Source organism: Klebsiella sp. 141203, from assembly GCF_032601985.1.
Lineage (GTDB): Bacteria > Pseudomonadota > Gammaproteobacteria > Enterobacterales > Enterobacteriaceae > Klebsiella > Klebsiella aerogenes.
In genome coordinates this window covers 1,012,409-1,029,374 of sequence record NZ_JAQIRL010000002.1, presented here as the reverse complement: position 1 = coordinate 1,029,374, position 16,966 = coordinate 1,012,409, and the positions used below count along the sequence as shown (strand labels likewise).

The following is a 16,966-nucleotide window of genomic DNA, read 5'->3' as shown; positions in this document are numbered from 1 at the left end:
ATGACCTACCAGTGGTGGATCGGCGCCTGTAACGAGCTGGTGTCGGAGAACCTGAGCCCGATAACCAAAACGCCGGAGTACAAGTACTGCGCGGTCAACGTTGAGCGGATTGCCGATCAGCGCGCGGCGGAGCAGTACGTGATCGACGAGTACAACAAGCTGAAAGCCCGCCTGCGCGAAAGCGCGATGGGTTAAGGTTCGAGCCTTTGTACCATTGAGTAGCCCCGGTAAGCGCTAGCGCTACCGGGGATTTTCCCGGAGGCGGCGCATGGCGCCTTCTCCGGGCTACCAAATCGCACAATCCTGTAGCCCGGTAAGCGCTAGCGCCTCCGGGGATTTTCCCCGGAGGCGGCGCATGGCGCCTTCTCCGGGCTACCCAATCGCACCACCCTGTAGCCCCGGTAAGCGCTAGCGCCACCGGGGATTTTCCCCGGAGGCGGCGCATGGCGCCTTCTCCGGGCTACCAAATCGCACAAACCTGTAGCCCCGATAAGCGCTAGCGCCACCGGGGGTTTTCCCCGAGGCGGCGCATTGCTCTTTGCCGGCGACCAAGTCACACAACGCTGTAACCCCGGTATAAGATCACGATTTAATCGCGTGTTGAATGGAATCAATAATCGGCTGATAGCCGGTACAGCGGCACATATTGCCTTCTAATACATCCTTTATTTGCGCTTCGTCCGGATGCGGCTCTTTGGTTAATAACTCGGTGGCGCTCACCAATACTCCTGGCGTACAGAACCCGCACTGCACACCGCCCTTCTCAATAAATGCATTCTGTAATTTTTGCGTAATCGGATTATCGTTTAACCCTTCGAGCGTCTCGATCTCCGCTTCATCACACTGTTCGGCCAGTACCAGGCAAGAACAAACGGCGTTACCGTCCATCAGCACCGTGCAAGCGCCGCATTCGCCAATCGAACATCCCTCTTTGGTGGCGGTAAGATGCAATGTATCCCGCACCAGATCCAATAAGCGCATATTGCCTTCTACTTTTGCTTCCACCAGCTTGCCATTTACCTTCACTTTAATTGTGCTCATAGCTCTATCCTGTACAGGGCGCTCTGGCGCCCTGATTGAATCATTAAATCCCTGAGGCCCGTTGCGCCTCGGCCATCATGTCGCGGAACATATTGACGAATACCGGCTGCTTATATGCCGCCGACCAGCGCTTACCAATGGCCGCATAGATAAGCTTGTCCAGCATCTCGCAGGCGCTATTAATCGTGTCGCTATTTAACGGTTTCCCTAGCAGGCAGCGTTCAATATCCAGCAGCCGCTGCGGTTTACTGAACAGCGCGCCATCCACCAGACGGCAGTAGCTCACCGTGCCATCATCGGCAAAATCAAGCAGCGCGCTCAGGCTCTGACGGGTGATGTTGAGCGCGTTGCGCCGCCCTAACTGGTGATAGAAACCTTTGGCCTGCGGACGCGCCGGTGGCGGCAGTATCACTTTGGTCAAAAGCTCATCCGGCTGGCGCTGGGTCTTGTAGCCAGACAGCAAGAACTCGCCCAGACCGAGGGTACGTACGCCATTTAACGAGCGCAGTTCGATGCGCGCGTCATAGAGGATGGCAGGCGGAATGGAATCGCCGCAGGGCGCGGCGTTGACGATATTGCCGCCGATGGTGGCGCGGTTGCGGATCTGGTGCGAACCGACGGTATGACAGGCCTGCACCAGCAGCGGGTAACGTTCGCGCAGCAGCGGATGATCGGTAATACGGTTAAAGGTCATCGCTCCGCCAATGATGACCTCATGGCTGACCGGATCCTCGCTCACCTGCGTCAACTCCGGCAGACGGGAAATATCAACCAACCGCATCGCGCGGGTTTGCAAACGCCCCTGCACAATCACATCGGTACCGCCGGCGATAGCCGTCACGCCCTCTTGCGCCAGCAGGGTTAACGCCTCCTGCAGGCTTTTCGCTCGGGTCACTTCCACGTCAGTGAGGCGCAGCACCTGCTTCTTGTTTTCCGCCTCCAGCATCATTTCGCTTTGGCGAACCGGCTTCTTCAGGTTGTAGCCGAGGATCACCTGTTCGAGGGTCAACGGTAATTTATTAAACCGCGTCTCGAGGGCAAAACTCACCGCGTTGTTGATAGCCGCCGCCGCGAGTTCAGTGGCTGGTTCGCCGATCCCCTTCGCCCCCAGAGGCCCGGCGATATCCGGGTTTTCTACGCCGATAATCGTCATCGGCGGAATGTCTTTCATCGTCGGCAGCAGGTAGCTGTCGAAGTTTTCCGATTTGACCTGGCCGTTTTCAATGTTGAAGTCTTCCAGCAGCGCATAGCCGAAACCCTGCGCCACCCCACCGTAAACCTGGCCTTCAAAACCCACCGGGTTGAGTACCCGGCCCACGTCATGGGCGGCGGTAACGTGCAGCAAATCGGTTTTACCAGTGCTGGTGTTCACCCGTACCTCAGCCACCTGGCAGCCGTAGACCCAGGTAAAATACGGGCTGCCGCAGCCTTTTTCTTCATCCCAGTGAATGGGCGGCGGCACAAACCAGCCGTACTCGGTCAGGCTGACGCTGGCCCATTTGGTCCTATTGACCGCGGTTTTGAAGTCAATACGCCGTTCACTGTCCTGGGCGTTGATGATAAAGCCATCCTGCCACAGGGTTTCTTCCAACTCGCGGGTGCCGATGCTGTCGCCGACGACGCTGAGAATACGGCGCTTTATCTTGTCGGCGGCGTCAAGAATCGCCCCGCCGCCGACCATCGTTCCGCGGGTGGCCGCCGTCGATCCGCCGTCGCCGATAACCGAGGTCGGCGGTTCCATAAAATGCAGTTCCGATAGAGGAATACCAAAGGCTTCCGCGGCGATTAGCGACATCGCGGTTTGCAGACCCTGACCGTTTTCCGATACCGATGTCGCCAGATTGACGCTACCGTCTTCATTCACCTGAATGAGCGCCGTCGAGGTATCTACCCCTTCCGCGCCGATGGAACAACCGCGGTAGCTCAGCGCCAGGCCAATACCATATCGATAAACATCGCCTTGTTGGTTCAATTCACGATAGTGCTGGCGTTTTGCCGCAAATTCCGAGGCATTCACCGCCTTGCTCAGGACTTCAATCGCCGAGACGGTGTGTTTATCAAACCGCTGGCCGGTGACCGAGGTATCGCCCTGACGCAGCGCGTTCACTTCACGCACCGCCACCGGCGAGAGATTGAGCGCTTCGGCAATTTCATCCATAAAGGATTCATTCGCGTAAACCACCTGTGGTGAGCCAAAACCACGCATCGCAGAGGTATAGCTGTTGTTGGTATAGACGGCTTTGACGTCAATATGGACGTTATCAATATTATACGGCCCGGCAGCTTGTACCGAAGAGCGCCAGGTGACGAACGGGGAGGACGCCGCATAGCCGCCGCTGTCGGCAAGAATATCGATTTTGATCGCCAGAATGCGTCCGTTATCGTCCACCCCGGCCCGATACTTCATTTTATAAGGGTGGCGCTTACAGCTTTCGATAATGGACTGCTCGCGAGTGTAGGCAAATTTCACCGGGCGACCGGTCAGGCGCGTCATCAATGCGGAACGGCAGGCCAGATGATCGATGATGTCATCTTTGCCGCCGAACGAGCCGCCCATCACCGCGCGTTTGACGTTAATCTGGCTTTGCGGGCAGCCCATAAACTTAGCCACGAAGCTGCGTACGCGGTGCGGGTTCTGAATAGAGCCGGAGATAATCAGGCTGCCATCGGTGGGGTCAAGCCAGGTCAGTACGACTTCCGGTTCGATGTAGGCATGTTCCTGGAAGCCCACTTCATATTCACGTTCAATCACGTGGCTAGCTTCGGCGAAACCTTTGGCGATGTCGCCCTTAACGGTGTGGTGATGAGCGGCGATATTATCGCTGCGCTCCGGGTGAATTCGCCGGGCATCCGACGCCAGAGCGGCTTCTACATCCGTTAGCGGCTCATAAGGCGTGTAGCGCACATGTATTTTATCCGCCGCTTCGCAGGCAGCTTCATAACTGGTTGCCGCCACCACGGCGACGACATCGCCGTGGAAGACCACCTCGTCTTTGACGATGGGCAGATAATCTTTGACGATAATCCCCACGACCGGCGTACCGGGAATATCCTGCCAGGTGGCGATTTTTACCACGCCTGCAACATTCAGCGCCTCGCTGAGATCTATCGCCTCGATTTTCCCGGCGGGTATATCCGCAAAACGGCAAACGCCATACAGCATGCCCGGTAAGGTAATATCGTCGCCATAAACGGCCGTTCCTTTGACTTTCGCCAGTCCATCCACGCGCCGTAGCGGCGCTGAAGGTGAAGCACACATAACAGTCCCCTCAATGATTATCCGTTGCGGGCAATCCCGGGTTCGCTAAACGTCGCGCTATCCAAAACCCATGGGAAAAGCCACATCAGCGATAACAAATCCAAGATTTGTGCCAGAAATCAATGAGGTGCTGCTTGAGCTTCGTTTTTGTGAGTCGCCGCGCAAAATGCGGCTAAAGTGCGGAGAAAATAGCGCTGCTGAGGCCGCGGCTCGCAGGTCAGTAACATTTCGCCGCCATTTTTATCAAAGTGATAGCCCGGTTTTCTCAAATTAATAATTTGCCCGTGTGCTAGACGGTATAGATACGGATCTCGTGTTCACGGAAAGCATCCCGGTATTTACGGCTGATGTTTTCCTCCACGACCAGCACGTCAATGGCGCTGCTTTCAGCTACCACAAAACGCGCGACGGCGGGGATTTTATCTGAGGTTAAGCCAACGATAATTTCACTGCACTGTTTGATAACCGCTTTCTTAAATTCACAATCGGCGTGATCAAAGCCGGTTAAACCTGACTCCGGAGCCATCGCGCAGCCGCCAATAAATCCCTGATCGAAGAGGATCCCCTGCACCTGGGCCACCGCCGATGCGCCGACACAACCGCCAGCCGCGCGTTGCACCAGACCGCCAAGCATCACTACCTCATAAAGCGGTTTTTTAAGCAGAACCGCCGCAATTTCCGGGGAATTGGTAACCACGGTTAAGGCCAGTTCGCCCGGTAGCGCTTCCGCCATTGCCAGATTGGTGGTGCCGGTATCAATAAAAATACAGCCGCCCGGTTTCACTAGCTGTGCGCATTTCTGAGCGATCCTGCTCTTTGTTGCCCTATTTTTCTCTTTACGTTCGTTGTACTCCATGGATTCCGGCAGGGTCATCACCGCACCGCCGTAGACTTTCTTACAATATCCGTCTTTGCTTAGCTCATGAAGATCGCGGCGAATAGTGTGTTCAGAGACCTGTAAGCGCTGGGCCAGATCGGCGCAGACGACCCTACCGTCCTCCTGCAGGATCTGACAAATCAGCGCTTGTCGTTGCTGAGGGAAAGCAGCATAATCGAGCACAATAACTCCTTTAAATAAACATAACGAGCAGCAAAGAGCATAATCATTCACTCATGCGCATGCTGTCAACCCGACCCTTTACGAGGTAAACCATGAAAGTTGCCCATATCGCCCTCTGGACCCGTCATCTTGAGCAGCAAGCACGCTTTTGGGTGGAATTTTTTGCTGGCGAAATCAACGAAAAGTACCGCAGTAAAACCAATCCTGGTTTTGAATCCTACTTTGTAAAAATTGGCTCTGACGTGGCAATTGAGTTAATGAGCAAACCCGGCTTACAGGACTCGCCCCGCGATAACAACCATACGGGGTGGGCGCATCTGGCGATCGCCGTCGGCGGCGTCGATCAGGTTAATGCGTTAGCCAAACGCGCTGAAATGGCGGGCATTTTAGTCTCTGCCCCGCGCACTACCGGCGATGGCTATTATGAGGCGGTTATTAAAGACCCTGATGGAAACCTGGTGGAAATCGTCGCATAGTAAGGCAAATCCACATGAAGGAGTCGACCGTGGCACATTATCGCGTCATTGATAAAGCGAGCTGGCCTCGCCTGGATCATTTTACGTTCTACCGTACCTTTGCCAATCCCAGCTTCAATCTGTGCGTACCGGTAGAAGCGCAACAGTTGTACACCTGCGCGAAGGACCGGGGCGTCTCCTTCTTCCAACTAGCATTATTCGGCCTGTTGCGCGCGGCCAACGCCGTACCGCAGCTAAAACAGCGCTTGCGCAACGACGATATCATCGAATATGACGCCATCTCGGTGATGACGCCGATCATGACGGCCAGCGAAGGTTTTCGCCAGGTATGGTGCGATAACGCCGCTGATTTCCCCGCGTTTAGCGCCGCCGCGACGCCGCGCATTGAGGCCGCAAGAAGCACCAATCCCTCACCGCTTATTGTGGAAGAAGAAAATTTCTTTTGCGCCAGTTGCCTACCGTGGCTGCACTTTAGCGCCATGACCCATGCGGAATACTACGTTGGCGCGGCGGTGCCCGCCCTGACGTGGGGAAAACTGAAAAATGGCATCATTCCGGTTGCCGGCCGATTTAATCACGCTTTTGTGGATGGCCTGCACGCCAGCCGTTTTTATGCCGAAGTCGAATATTATTTCGCTAACCCGCAGGCCCTGTGGCTGCCGGTTGAGGCCCGCGAGTAGCTGCCGCGGCATAAAGAACAATCCACTATGACTTCCCCGAAAACCGGCATTATATTGCCGGTTTTTTGCTAATGCGAAATGGCTATAAACCATAGCGTTTCGTTGTTAGACAGTATTCAACGCGCCTCTTATCTTCGTCATGAATTGTAAATAACAACGCAATCATTTGATGAGGTAGCACTTTTGTCCAGATTACGGCAAGGATTAAAAACCAGACAAACGCGCTTCGCGCTGGCGTTGAAAGTGGCGCTACTCGGTAGCATGGTGGCATTTTCTTCTGTCGCCAACGCCGACGATATTCTCAAAGAAGGGATCACTCCCGCAACCGATGCCAGCCAGATCCCGGCCAGCGCCAAACTGCGTAAAGACACGGTGGTGGCCGGCATTTCCGAACCGCAGGGGATCTTTAACCCTTACTTCTTCGTCAACGGCTGGGATGAGAACGTCACCAACGTTATTTTCTCGCGCCTGATTGACTGGGACAGTCAGGGTAAGCTGGTGCCGGGGCTAGCTGAGAGCTGGACGGTGAGCGCGGATAACAAAGTTTATACCATCAAATTGCGCCCTAACCTGACCTTCAGCGACGGATCGCCGCTCACCGCGGAAGATGTCGCCTTTACGCTGACCGTTCTGCTCGACCCGAAATATGACGGCGACACCGATATTACTCTGGCTAATATCGCCGGCGGCGCGGAATATAAAGCCGGTAAAGCCGATAGCGTGAGCGGCCTGAAAGTTATCGATCCGCTGACCCTGCAGGTTACTACCACCCAGCCGGGCGCGACAACGCTGGCGAAAATCGGCGGTCCGGTATTATCGAAAGCCTGGTACGGTAAAGGGTATCAACGCGGAAATCTGGATTATCTGCGTTCTCTGCACGGAAAACCGCTCGGTAACGGCCCTTATGTCTACGATAAATATATTCCCGGTCAGGAGATTCGCTTCCACGCCAACACGCATTTTTACCGCGGTACGCCGCCCACGCCGCGCTTTATCTATCGCGTGACCAATCCGTCTACCAATTTCCAGTTATTCCAGACCGGCGAAACCGACTACGACGCCTTCACCTCGCGCCCGGATGATATTGAGCAGCTTAAGATGCTCGGTTTTGCCAATATTAACCTCTACGGTTCCAGCGACTACAGCCAGGTGGAGTTCAACGTCCATCGCCCGGCGCTGCAGGATAAAAAAGTGCGTCAGGCGCTGATTTACGGGCTTGACCGGCAGAAGTTAATCGACGTGGTATATCAGGGGTACGGCAAGGTAGCCATTGAACCGATCGCGCCTATCTCCTGGGCCTTCAACGCGCAAGGCGTCAACCCCTACCATTACGATCCGGCGCAGGCGAAAAAACTGCTCGATGAAGCGGGCTGGCTGCCTGGCGCCGATGGCATCCGCGTGAAAGACGGAAAACGGCTGGAATTGACCTTGCTTGCGAGCAAAAAAGTCATTAACGATGCGCTGATCCCGATTGCCAAAGAGAACTGGCGGCAGATCGGCGTGTTGCTGAAACCGCAGGTGGTTGATTTCAACGCGCTGATGGCGCAGCGCAAAGCGGGTAATTACGATCTGGCGTCGTTTAGCACCAGCACTCTCAACGATCCACATGACGGCGTGTGGGACTTCTACAGCAGCGAAGCCAAAGAGTCGGGCTACCACAATGCTGAAGTCGATAAGCTTATCAATGCGGGCAACGCGGTGCTGGATGTCGAACAACGCAAGCCTATCTATCACCAGCTGTACCAGGTGCTGGCCGAGGATCCGCCGGTTATCCTGCTTGGATACCGGGAAATTCTTTCCGCCAGCAGCGCCCGGGTGACCGGCTTTAAGCCGGATATCTATAACGGCCTCACCGGCAGTTTGCCGGACGTGAAAATCGTGAAGTAAATCCCCCAGCCGCCGGCCACCCGGCGGCTGATGTGAGAATGTTATGAAAAATTTCATCCTGAGGCGCATATTGCAAACGCTGCCGATGCTGCTGCTGGCCTCCTTTATCATTTTTATGCTCTTTGCTAAAACCCCCGGCGATTTTATCGATGGCAACATCACCCTGACGGCCGCCCGTGCCGCCGAACTGAAGGCGATATACGGCCTCGACCAACCGCTTTTTACCCGCTACCTTCACTGGCTGGGGCAACTGCTGCGCGGGGATTTAGGTTTCTCGCTGCAATACCAGATCCCGGTCAGCCAGTTACTGAACCAGTACATCTGGAACTCCTTCCTGCTGGCAAGCGTGGCGCTGGTCTTCTACTGGGGGATCGGCCTGACGGTTGGCGTGGTCTCCGCGCTCAGACCTAATTCATGGTTCGATCATCTGGTGAGTATCGCGGTGTTTGCCGCCATGTCCTTTCCCACCTTTTTCCTCTGCCTGCTGCTGATTAAGTGGTTTGCCGTCGACCTGCACTGGCTGCCGGTAGGCGGGATGACCAATACCGGTAGCGACGATAGCGGCTGGCGGTACGTGCTGCAGGTCGCCGCTCATCTGGTACTGCCGGTACTGGCGCTGGTAATGCTGCAGGCCGGCAGCCTGACGCGCTATTTTCGCGCCAGCATGCTTGACGTGGTGAAGATGGATTTCATTCGTACCGCCCGTGCTAAAGGGCTGCGAGAACGCACGGTTATTATGAAACACGCGCTACGCAATGCGTTACTGCCGGTCATCACCCTGCTTGGCTTCGAACTGCCGGGATTGTTCTCTGGCGCCATCATTACCGAGAAAGTATTTAACTGGCCGGGTGCCGGGCACATTCATATCGATTCGCTGGCCGCCCGCGATTATCCGGTACTGATGGGGTTTACCCTATTTCTGGCGGTACTGACGATCATCGGTAATTTACTGGCCGATGTGCTCTACGCGTGGGCCGATCCGCGCATTCGAGTGAGATAATAATGATAACTTCCCTATTTGGTCACCGTCGCCGCCTGCGCCAGGCGACAATCCCCGCGCTTGCGCAAATAACGCCCTCTCCATGGTATCAGGCCTGGCGCCAGCTACGCCGCAACCGGATGGCGATGCTGTGTTTAATCCTGCTTGTGGTGATGGCCCTGTGGTGCGTACTCGGGCCGATATGGTCGCCATGGAAAGATGACGCCACCGATGCGCTGATGATCAACAAGCCGCCAGGCGCCGAACACTGGTTGGGTACCGATTTTCTTGGCCGCGATATCTATACACGTTTGCTGCTGGCCGGGCGCATTTCACTGATAATCGGCCTGCTGACTATGCTGCTGTCGGTTACCCTTGGCTATCTACTGGGAGCGCTATCGGGCTATGTCGGCGGCGTCACCGATAAACTGATTATGCGTCTGGCCGACCTGGTGATGACGATACCCGGCCTGCCGTTGTTAATCGTTGCAGGCGCGATGCTCTCCGAGCTCGACTTTTCAGCGGATTCCCGCATCTGGATGGTGGTGATTATGCTCAGCCTGCTGGAGTGGCCGAAGCTGGCGCGGTTGGTACGCGGGCAGTGCCTGTCGCTACGCGAACGCGATTTTATGCTGGCGACGCAGGTACTGGGACTGTCGGCGCGTCGCCGGCTGTTCGGTCACCTGCTGCCCAATACCATCCCGATTCTGGTGGTAATGGCGACAATGGCGGTCGCTAACGCCATTCTGAGCGAATCGGCGCTGAGCTATCTCGGTCTCGGCGTAGTACCGCCGACGCCATCGTGGGGCAATATGATGGATGCCGCTAACAGCTTGATTGATTTTCAGCGGCGACCGTGGCTGTGGATGCCTCCGGGTATTGCCATCTTTATTACCGTGATTGCCATTAATGTGCTGGGCGACGGCCTGCGCGACGCGATGGACCCGAAAATGAAACAGAGGCTGAAATGAGCGCACCATTAATTTCTTTTAAGCAACTTTCTGTCTCTTTTGCTGCTGAAGGTAGCCGGGTACGCGCGGTACAGGAGATCTCTTTCTCGATTCAGGCCGGGCAAACGGTAGGTATCGTCGGTGAATCCGGCTGCGGCAAAAGCGTGACCGCGATGTCGCTAATGGGCCTGCTGCCTCCCCATGCCGCGCGTATTGACGGCGGCGAGATCCTTTTCGAAGAACGCGATCTGCTCAAGCTGAAAGCCCGTCAAATGGCCGATCTGCGCGGTAACCAGTTGGCGATGATCTTCCAGGAGCCGATGTCGGCGCTCAACCCGGTACTGACCATAGGCGAACAGCTCTGCGAGCCGCTCATCCGCCATCGCGGCGACTCGCCGAAAGCCGCCTGGCAGCGCGCAATACGGCTGTTAAACGAGGTGGGGCTGGCACGCAGCGAAAGCCTGATGGCGAATTATCCGCACCAGCTTTCCGGCGGTATGCTGCAACGGGTGATGATCGCCATGGCGTTGAGCTGCGGGCCACAATTATTAATAGCAGATGAACCGACGACCGCGCTGGATGTTACCGTACAGGCGCAGATCCTGCGCCTGCTGCGTGACCGCGCGCGCGAAAGCCAGATGGCGATGCTGCTGATCACCCACGATCTGGGAGTGATCGCACAGATGGCCGAACGGGTAGTGGTGATGTATGCCGGGCGGATCGTCGAACAGGGAACCACTGCCGAGGTACTACGCCAGCCCCAGCATCCCTATACCCGCGGGCTTATCGCCTCTCGCCCAGTGCCTGGCGCGCGGCGCCGGCGGCTGTACTCCATTCCCGGCCAAGTGCCGGATCTCGCGCAACTGCCTGCAGGCTGCGCGTTTGCCGACCGCTGCCAACAGGCAACCGCGCGCTGCCGTCAGGACACACCACCTCTTTTGGGGTCTTCTCACCAGGCGGCCTGTTTTTATAGTGAATTCGCGGAGTCGGTGGCATGAATCAGCCCTATATCATTGAAGTTAATGGTTTGAAAAAGTATTTCCCGCTGCGCGACGGCCTGTTCGGCCAACAGACAGGTGAACTGCGCGCGGTTGATGACGTCAGTTTTAATATTCGTCCGGGAACGATTTTCGGTCTCGTCGGAGAATCCGGTAGCGGCAAAACGACCGTTGGCCGTACCTTGCTTGGCCTGTATGACAAAACCGCCGGCAGCATTAAATTCCGCGGTCAGGAGTTATCCGAACTGCCAGCGGCCGCAATACAGGCCCTACGGCCAAAAATTCAGCTGGTGTTTCAGGATCCCTATAGCTCGCTAAATCCACGCATCCGCGTTGGCGAGGCGATTGGCGAAGCGATGTTGCAGCATAAACTGTGCACGCGCGCTGAACTCTATGAGAAAGTCATTGCGGTGATGAAGATATGCGGGCTGGCGCCTCAGCATTACCACCGTTTTCCGCATGAGTTTTCCGGCGGTCAGCGGCAGCGCATCGGCATCGCCCGCGCGCTTATCCTCAATCCGGACTTTATCGTCGCCGATGAACCCATTTCCGCACTCGATGTGTCGATTCAGGCGCAGATTATCAATCTGTTTGCCGACCTGCGCGACGAGCGTGGGGTCACCTTTCTATTCATCTCCCATGACCTTGGAGTTGTAGAGCATTTGTGCGACGACGTGGCGGTGATGTACCTCGGTCAACTGGTGGAAACCGCCAGCCGCGATGCGCTGTTTAGCCGCCCTCTTCATCCCTATACCCAGGCGCTGCTGGCCGCGGTACCCACACTCGATCCCGAAAGCGAACCGCAGGCGGTCGTTCAGGGGGAAATTCCCGACCCTTCCCGACCGCCTGCAGGCTGCCGTTTTTCGTCTCGCTGCCCGTTGGCAAACGACCGTTGCCGTCGCGAGCCGCCGCGTCTTCGCGAAATCGCGCCGGGCCACAAGGTCGCCTGTCATGAAATTGAGGCTGAGTCACGCGTGGTTATCGCATAACAATAACGGCAATAAAATCATCGTTTAGCGGCAAATTTTGCCGCTATCATCTCTGACGTTGGCTGTATTCCTCCGAGGCTCCACTGTTCCGGCTCGTGTTCATCAATGCGGACCCAGACGGACTGGCGGAATTGCGGATCGCCCCGGCCTTCAATTTCCACCATGAGGTCAGTCATGCGACGCAGTAGTTCATTCTTCTGCTCTGCGGTCATGATCCCTTTAATCGTTTGCACATTAACAAAAGGCACAGTATTCTCCTGATTAACTGAGTCTATATTTCAAACTCAGGTTAGGAGATAACCTAAATCATGTCAAAAGATAATTCATCCCCCTATCTGCCTGCGGAACTTTGCGGGCTGGCGGAGAGCGCTAAAATTGTTGGCGATCAATGGATTTTATTGATTTTAAGAGAGGCGTTTTACGGCGTGACGCGTTTCGAAACGATTCGCGCTCATACCGGAATGAGCAAACAGACGTTAACTCAGCGTTTAAAATTGATGGTTGATGTGGGGCTACTACGCAAGCTCCCCTATCGCGAAGCAGGTGCGCGCGAGCGTTATGAATATACGCTCACCGAAAAGAGCCGCAGCCTGGCGCCGGTCCTTTTTGCCCTGATGGAATGGGGACATCAGCAACTCCTGCATACGTCGCCGCATATCCAGTTAGTCGATAAAACCACCGGTGCGCCGGTGTCTCTGGCCTACGTCAATGCCGCAGGGCAGCGTATTGCGCAGAGCGATGTTCAGATAGTAAAAGTCCAGGATTGACCCCTGCAACGCGCGGGCTGTCAGCCAGTAACAGGTCCCGTTTCCGGGACCTGTTTCGTGTAGGGAGGTTATTCCTCCAGCGCGTAGGCGATGATATCGTCACCGACGTCCGGTGAGTGGCTGGCGCCGCCGGCGGAAATCAGCACGTACTCTTTGCCGGTTTTCGGCGATTTGTAGACCAACGGCGCCGCTACCGCGCCAACCGGCAAGCGAGCGCGCCACAGCTCTTTACCGCTGGCGGAATCCAGCGCCCGCAGGTAGTTATCCTGGGTGCCGGCGAAGAACACCAGGCCAGAAGCGGTAGAGGTTGGGCCGCCCAACGTCGGCATTCCCAGCGGGATATGCAGATGAGTTTTCATCCCCAGCGGCCCGGTATCTTCCACCGAGCCCATCGGCACCTGCCACAGGAGCTGACGGCTATTCAGGTCAATAGCGCTCATGGTACCAAACGGCGGGGTATTACAGGGCACGCCCAGCGCGGACTGCAGGATGTCGATACGCACGCCGCCGTAAGGCCCGGCAACTTGCGGGCGAACGGTGCCCATAAAGCCAGGGACTTCGTCGGTGGAGACTTTGTATTTCGCCATCTCTTCCTTGCGCACCAGCGACATCCGCAACGGCATACGCATATCGTTGACGAACAGCGTACCGGTACGTTCATCGATGGTGATGCCGCCCCAGTTCATGCCGCCGAGCAGGCTTGGCCACTCGATATACGGTTTCTCCGACGGCGGCGTATACATGCCAAGGTAGGTCGACTCTTTAAAATCGATACGGCACATCAGTTGGTCGAACGGCGTTACGCCCCACATTGATTTTTCGCTCAGCGGCTCGACGCCTAACTGCGGCATGCCGGTGGAGAACGGCTGGGTGGCAGACAGATGTTCGCCCTCCGCCCCCTGATGAGCGACCGGCAGTTCTTCGACGCGGGTCACCGGTTTGCCGGTGCGGCGGTCGAGCACATATATCTGACCGGTTTTGGTGGTCTGGATCAGAACCGGGACGTCCTCGCCCTGCTCGTTTTTCATGTGGAACAGTACCGGCTGCGATGGCAGGTCATAATCCCAGATATCGTGGTGGACGGTCTGGAAAACCCATTTTGTTTTACCGGTACTGGCATCCACCGCTACCACCGCGGAGCCATATTTCTCTTTCGCTTCATTCCGATCGCCGCCCCAGTAGTCCGGCGGCCCGTTACCGGTCGGCAGATAAACCAGATTCAGCTCTTTATCAAAGCCGGGAATGGTCCACACGTTCGGCGTTTCGAGGGTATAAACGCGGCCTTTTTCCGGGTCGGTGATATTCTCCGGCTTGCCGACATCCCAGGCCCAGACGACTTTACCATCGCGTACGTCAAATGCGCGTACGACCCCGGATGGCTCGCCGTGTACGATATCGCGTACCCAGCCGCCCAGCACCGCAATGTGCCCCATGATCACCGGCGTTGAAGTCGGATGGTAGCGTTTGCTGTTTTCGGTGTCGCCCATGCCCTGCTTCAGATCCACGCTGCCGTGGTCGCCGAAGTCATCGCACAGTTCGCCGGTTTTTGCATTCAGCGCCAGCAGGCGCGCATCCACGGTCGATACCATGATCCGCTGCGGACACTGTTGCAGCGCCGGGCTCGCTTTTTCTTCCGCGCTGAGCGTATCGTCGCTCTGCACATCATAGTAACCCACGCCGCGGCAGGTCACATGTTCCGCCGTCTGCGCGTGCGGGTCAAAGCGCCAGCGCGCCTTACCGGTATCGGCATCAATGGCGGTCACCACGTTGAGCGGCGTACAGGAATACAGCGTATCGCCAATTTGCAGCGGCGTATTTTCGTCAACGCCGATTGCCGGGCCGGTCAGGCGGCGGCCTGTGTGGTAGGTCCAGGCGACTTTCAGCTTATGTACGTTTTCCGGGGTAATATCGGTATACGGCGCAAAACGGGTGCCGGATGCATCGCGGCCGAAGAACTCCCAGTTATCGCTTTTTGCCGCCTGGGTCGCGCTATCGCCGCTCGCCGCTTTCACGACGCCATTATGGATGCCGCCGTGCGGGTAGAACGCCGAAACCAGCGTCGCCAGCAGCGCAATAAAGATAACCGTGGCGCTCCAGTTCGCCAGACGCACGCGAGCCACCGGCATCGCCGCCGCCAGCCACAGAGCCAACATCAGCATGAGCGCAGGAACCACCAGACGGGGGATCAAGCCCCAGTAGCTGAGCTGCACTTCATACAGTGCCCAGGCCAGCGTTAACAGAAAGGTAAGAACAGCAAGAGGAAGCGCGTATTGACTACGAGTGAAGTAACCGACGGCGATGATGAGATAAGCGAGACCGGCTAACAGATACCAGGCGCTGCCGCCGAGCGAGAGCAGCTTGCCCCCCCAGATAGTTAAGAAAATCCCAATGCCAAAACTCAGTAACACAAAAAGCAATCGGTATATGGTGAAGAAGATCCTTCGACCATGACCTTTTTGTTCGTCCATATTTCATCCCATTCGACATATGTCGATATAACCAAAGCATTTATTTTAAAGCGCCGAACGATAAGCGATGCCGTACAGCGCAGTTAACCTGTTGGTTGGACGCCCCAAACCAGGGCGAAGAACGTAAGAAAGTATATGGACATGTAAATTTTATGTAAAATTTAACCGCATAAAATGTTTAAAATCTTTTAATTTATAAACTGGATTTGATAGATGAGCAGGTTGTAAAGGTGAGCAGTGTTAGACGCAGACGCAAGGAAGGAGCTGGCATCAATCATGGCTTGCCGACCCGCCGCCCCCGGCGAATCGGCAATCCAGTATTATGGTTGGGTGGTGTTTTCACCGACGCTAATCTGCCGTAATGCAGCGATCAGCTCCAACTGCGCCTGCTCTTTTAAATTTTCACGTTTAATGAACTGGCTGCGATGTTTACTTTTCACCTCTTCAAGACTTTTTTTAATCTCTTGCGCAGGTAATTTGTACCAACCGCGCCGCTGCTTCTCGCCGCCGATTTCTAACCACAACTCTGAGTAACTGGCTTTCACCTTGTCGCTCTTCACATGGTAGTCGCTGTCGATGGCGTAGATCTCGCGGATATTAAAGTGGCGCAAGAACCCGTACAGCAAAGTGATAATCAGGTTTTTTGGCCGCGTGCCATAGAGCTCTTTGGTCAACGCTTTCACTTCGTCGTTGCTAATGTCTTTACCGCCCTGAATACCGCCAATCCACGCGCTGCCCTGATCCGTACAGGAAAAACAGACGCTATACACGCGTTTATTTTCAAAGAACATCTGCAGCATCAGTTCCCCCTCTTCCTGGAACGGCGAGGCCAGAAGTTTCACTTCCAGGCTGGTTCCATTCTTCAGCGGGATGGCAATCATCGAACAACCGAACGCTGACACATTATACAACTGCGGTAATATTTCCGCCTGAAAGCTTTTTTCAATAAAATTCAAAGCGCCATGGGCAATATTCAGTTTAGCTCTTTTCGACATTCTCTTATTTAAATAAGCCTTGAAAGGCTTATCTTCAAAATGTACCAGTCCAGGCGTCGCACTGGTCAATTTTGCACAGCTGAATGTCTGGCAAAGCCGTTGATATTCCTTGTACTTACCTCCTGTTAAAGGTATTTCGCGGCATTTACGCAACACCTTTTTATATTTAAGTTTAACGTGACAAATAACTTTATTATTTCTCCGCCATTCTTTGATGGCAGATGCTGTTATCGATACCATTGATCAAGATCCATAGACTCATCCATAATCGCGGCCATATTACCATATCTGAAACGGGTCAATGGTTATTTACTGGTTCGTTGTCATTTCATTTAAGAAACAATCTGAAAATTATCCTTTTATGCTCTCATTATAATAAACAAATAATGTCAACTATAAATAATAGCGGTTATTAAC

The 16,966-nt window shown here is 55.3% G+C and carries 14 protein-coding genes and 1 pseudogene; 9 read left to right on the top strand and 6 right to left on the bottom strand.

The genetic code is table 11. The features are described 5' to 3' along the window. A pseudogene (locus PGR29_RS12565) lies at window positions 1–195 on the top strand (formate dehydrogenase); the annotation flags it as partial. A gap of 387 nt (window positions 196–582) precedes the next feature. Here PGR29_RS12565 and PGR29_RS12560 read toward each other — a convergent pair. The 3 genes from PGR29_RS12560 to PGR29_RS12550 all read right to left on the bottom strand — a co-directional run bounded on the left by PGR29_RS12560 (window position 583) and on the right by PGR29_RS12550 (window position 5,360). After that, window positions 583–1,041: a (2Fe-2S)-binding protein gene (locus PGR29_RS12560; protein WP_045367023.1), complete on the bottom strand. Its 459-nt coding sequence runs from the start codon at window positions 1,039–1,041 to the stop codon at window positions 583–585. 43 nt (window positions 1,042–1,084) lie between these two features. Then, on the bottom strand, window positions 1,085–4,300 hold the full coding sequence (locus tag PGR29_RS12555) for a molybdopterin cofactor-binding domain-containing protein (protein WP_316424634.1): 3,216 nt from the start codon (window positions 4,298–4,300) through the stop codon (window positions 1,085–1,087). Window positions 4,301–4,589: 289 nt separating this feature from the next. Next, window positions 4,590–5,360, bottom strand: a complete 771-nt coding sequence (locus PGR29_RS12550) for a DeoR/GlpR family DNA-binding transcription regulator (protein ID WP_015705204.1) — start codon at window positions 5,358–5,360, stop codon at window positions 4,590–4,592. A 92-nt stretch (window positions 5,361–5,452) separates the two neighbouring features. On the opposite strand from PGR29_RS12550, the gene PGR29_RS12545 reads away from it, so the two are divergent. The 7 genes from PGR29_RS12545 (at window position 5,453) to PGR29_RS12515 (ending at window position 12,319) form a co-directional block, all read left to right on the top strand. Beyond that, window positions 5,453–5,836, top strand: coding sequence for a VOC family protein (locus PGR29_RS12545; RefSeq protein ID WP_113375034.1), 384 nt, complete (start codon window positions 5,453–5,455; stop codon window positions 5,834–5,836). Between the two features lie 29 nt (window positions 5,837–5,865). Further along, the gene (locus PGR29_RS12540) at window positions 5,866–6,516 is read left to right on the top strand and encodes a CatA-like O-acetyltransferase, family 1 (protein WP_316424632.1); all 651 of its coding nucleotides are present in this window, start codon (window positions 5,866–5,868) and stop codon (window positions 6,514–6,516) included. 183 nt (window positions 6,517–6,699) lie between these two features. Beyond that, entirely contained in the window at window positions 6,700–8,403 is a 1,704-nt protein-coding gene (locus tag PGR29_RS12535; protein WP_308958422.1) for an ABC transporter substrate-binding protein, read from the top strand. Window positions 8,404–8,446: 43 nt separating this feature from the next. Beyond that, entirely contained in the window at window positions 8,447–9,403 is a 957-nt protein-coding gene (locus PGR29_RS12530) for an ABC transporter permease (RefSeq protein WP_271031829.1), read from the top strand. Window positions 9,404–9,405: 2 nt separating this feature from the next. Then, window positions 9,406–10,353, top strand: a complete 948-nt coding sequence (opp4C, locus tag PGR29_RS12525) for an oligopeptide ABC transporter permease (RefSeq protein WP_183269029.1) — start codon at window positions 9,406–9,408, stop codon at window positions 10,351–10,353. Beyond that, window positions 10,350–11,330: an ABC transporter ATP-binding protein gene (locus tag PGR29_RS12520; protein ID WP_113375029.1), complete on the top strand. Its 981-nt coding sequence runs from the start codon at window positions 10,350–10,352 to the stop codon at window positions 11,328–11,330. The genes opp4C and PGR29_RS12520 overlap by 4 nt, the downstream gene beginning before the upstream one ends. Then, a complete protein-coding gene (locus PGR29_RS12515) occupies window positions 11,327–12,319 on the top strand; it encodes an ABC transporter ATP-binding protein (protein ID WP_113375028.1) in 993 nt (330 codons plus the stop codon). The genes PGR29_RS12520 and PGR29_RS12515 overlap by 4 nt, the downstream gene beginning before the upstream one ends. Window positions 12,320–12,336: 17 nt before the next feature. On the opposite strand, the gene PGR29_RS12510 is transcribed toward PGR29_RS12515, so the two are convergent. Then, a complete protein-coding gene (locus PGR29_RS12510) occupies window positions 12,337–12,567 on the bottom strand; it encodes a tautomerase family protein (RefSeq protein WP_213793714.1) in 231 nt (76 codons plus the stop codon). 60 nt (window positions 12,568–12,627) lie between these two features. Between PGR29_RS12510 and PGR29_RS12505 the strand changes: the two genes are divergently transcribed. After that, window positions 12,628–13,086, top strand: coding sequence for a winged helix-turn-helix transcriptional regulator (locus PGR29_RS12505; protein ID WP_087857856.1), 459 nt, complete (start codon window positions 12,628–12,630; stop codon window positions 13,084–13,086). Window positions 13,087–13,154: 68 nt separating this feature from the next. Here the strand turns inward: PGR29_RS12505 and PGR29_RS12500 are convergent, their stop codons facing one another. Both PGR29_RS12500 and PGR29_RS12495 read right to left on the bottom strand, forming a co-directional pair. Continuing rightward, a complete protein-coding gene (locus tag PGR29_RS12500; protein ID WP_316424631.1) occupies window positions 13,155–15,554 on the bottom strand; it encodes a membrane-bound PQQ-dependent dehydrogenase, glucose/quinate/shikimate family in 2,400 nt (799 codons plus the stop codon). Between the two features lie 320 nt (window positions 15,555–15,874). Next, entirely contained in the window at window positions 15,875–16,789 is a 915-nt protein-coding gene (locus tag PGR29_RS12495; protein WP_087857858.1) for a DUF535 family protein, read from the bottom strand. Between the last annotated feature and the right edge of the window lie 177 nt (window positions 16,790–16,966).

What these genes read in the sequence shown, in the direction of transcription:
- PGR29_RS12560 (WP_045367023.1), bottom strand. Translation starts at nt 1,041, where the DNA reads ATGAGCACAATTAAAGTGAAGGTAAATGGCAAGCTGGTGGAAGCAAAA.
- PGR29_RS12555 (WP_316424634.1), bottom strand. Translation starts at nt 4,300, where the DNA reads ATGTGTGCTTCACCTTCAGCGCCGCTACGGCGCGTGGATGGACTGGCG.
- PGR29_RS12545 (WP_113375034.1), top strand. Translation starts at nt 5,453, where the DNA reads ATGAAAGTTGCCCATATCGCCCTCTGGACCCGTCATCTTGAGCAGCAA.
- PGR29_RS12530 (WP_271031829.1), top strand. Translation starts at nt 8,447, where the DNA reads ATGAAAAATTTCATCCTGAGGCGCATATTGCAAACGCTGCCGATGCTG.
- opp4C (WP_183269029.1), top strand. Translation starts at nt 9,406, where the DNA reads ATGATAACTTCCCTATTTGGTCACCGTCGCCGCCTGCGCCAGGCGACA.
- PGR29_RS12520 (WP_113375029.1), top strand. Translation starts at nt 10,350, where the DNA reads ATGAGCGCACCATTAATTTCTTTTAAGCAACTTTCTGTCTCTTTTGCT.
- PGR29_RS12515 (WP_113375028.1), top strand. Translation starts at nt 11,327, where the DNA reads ATGAATCAGCCCTATATCATTGAAGTTAATGGTTTGAAAAAGTATTTC.
- PGR29_RS12505 (WP_087857856.1), top strand. Translation starts at nt 12,628, where the DNA reads ATGTCAAAAGATAATTCATCCCCCTATCTGCCTGCGGAACTTTGCGGG.
- PGR29_RS12500 (WP_316424631.1), bottom strand. Translation starts at nt 15,554, where the DNA reads ATGGACGAACAAAAAGGTCATGGTCGAAGGATCTTCTTCACCATATAC.
- PGR29_RS12495 (WP_087857858.1), bottom strand. Translation starts at nt 16,789, where the DNA reads ATGGTATCGATAACAGCATCTGCCATCAAAGAATGGCGGAGAAATAAT.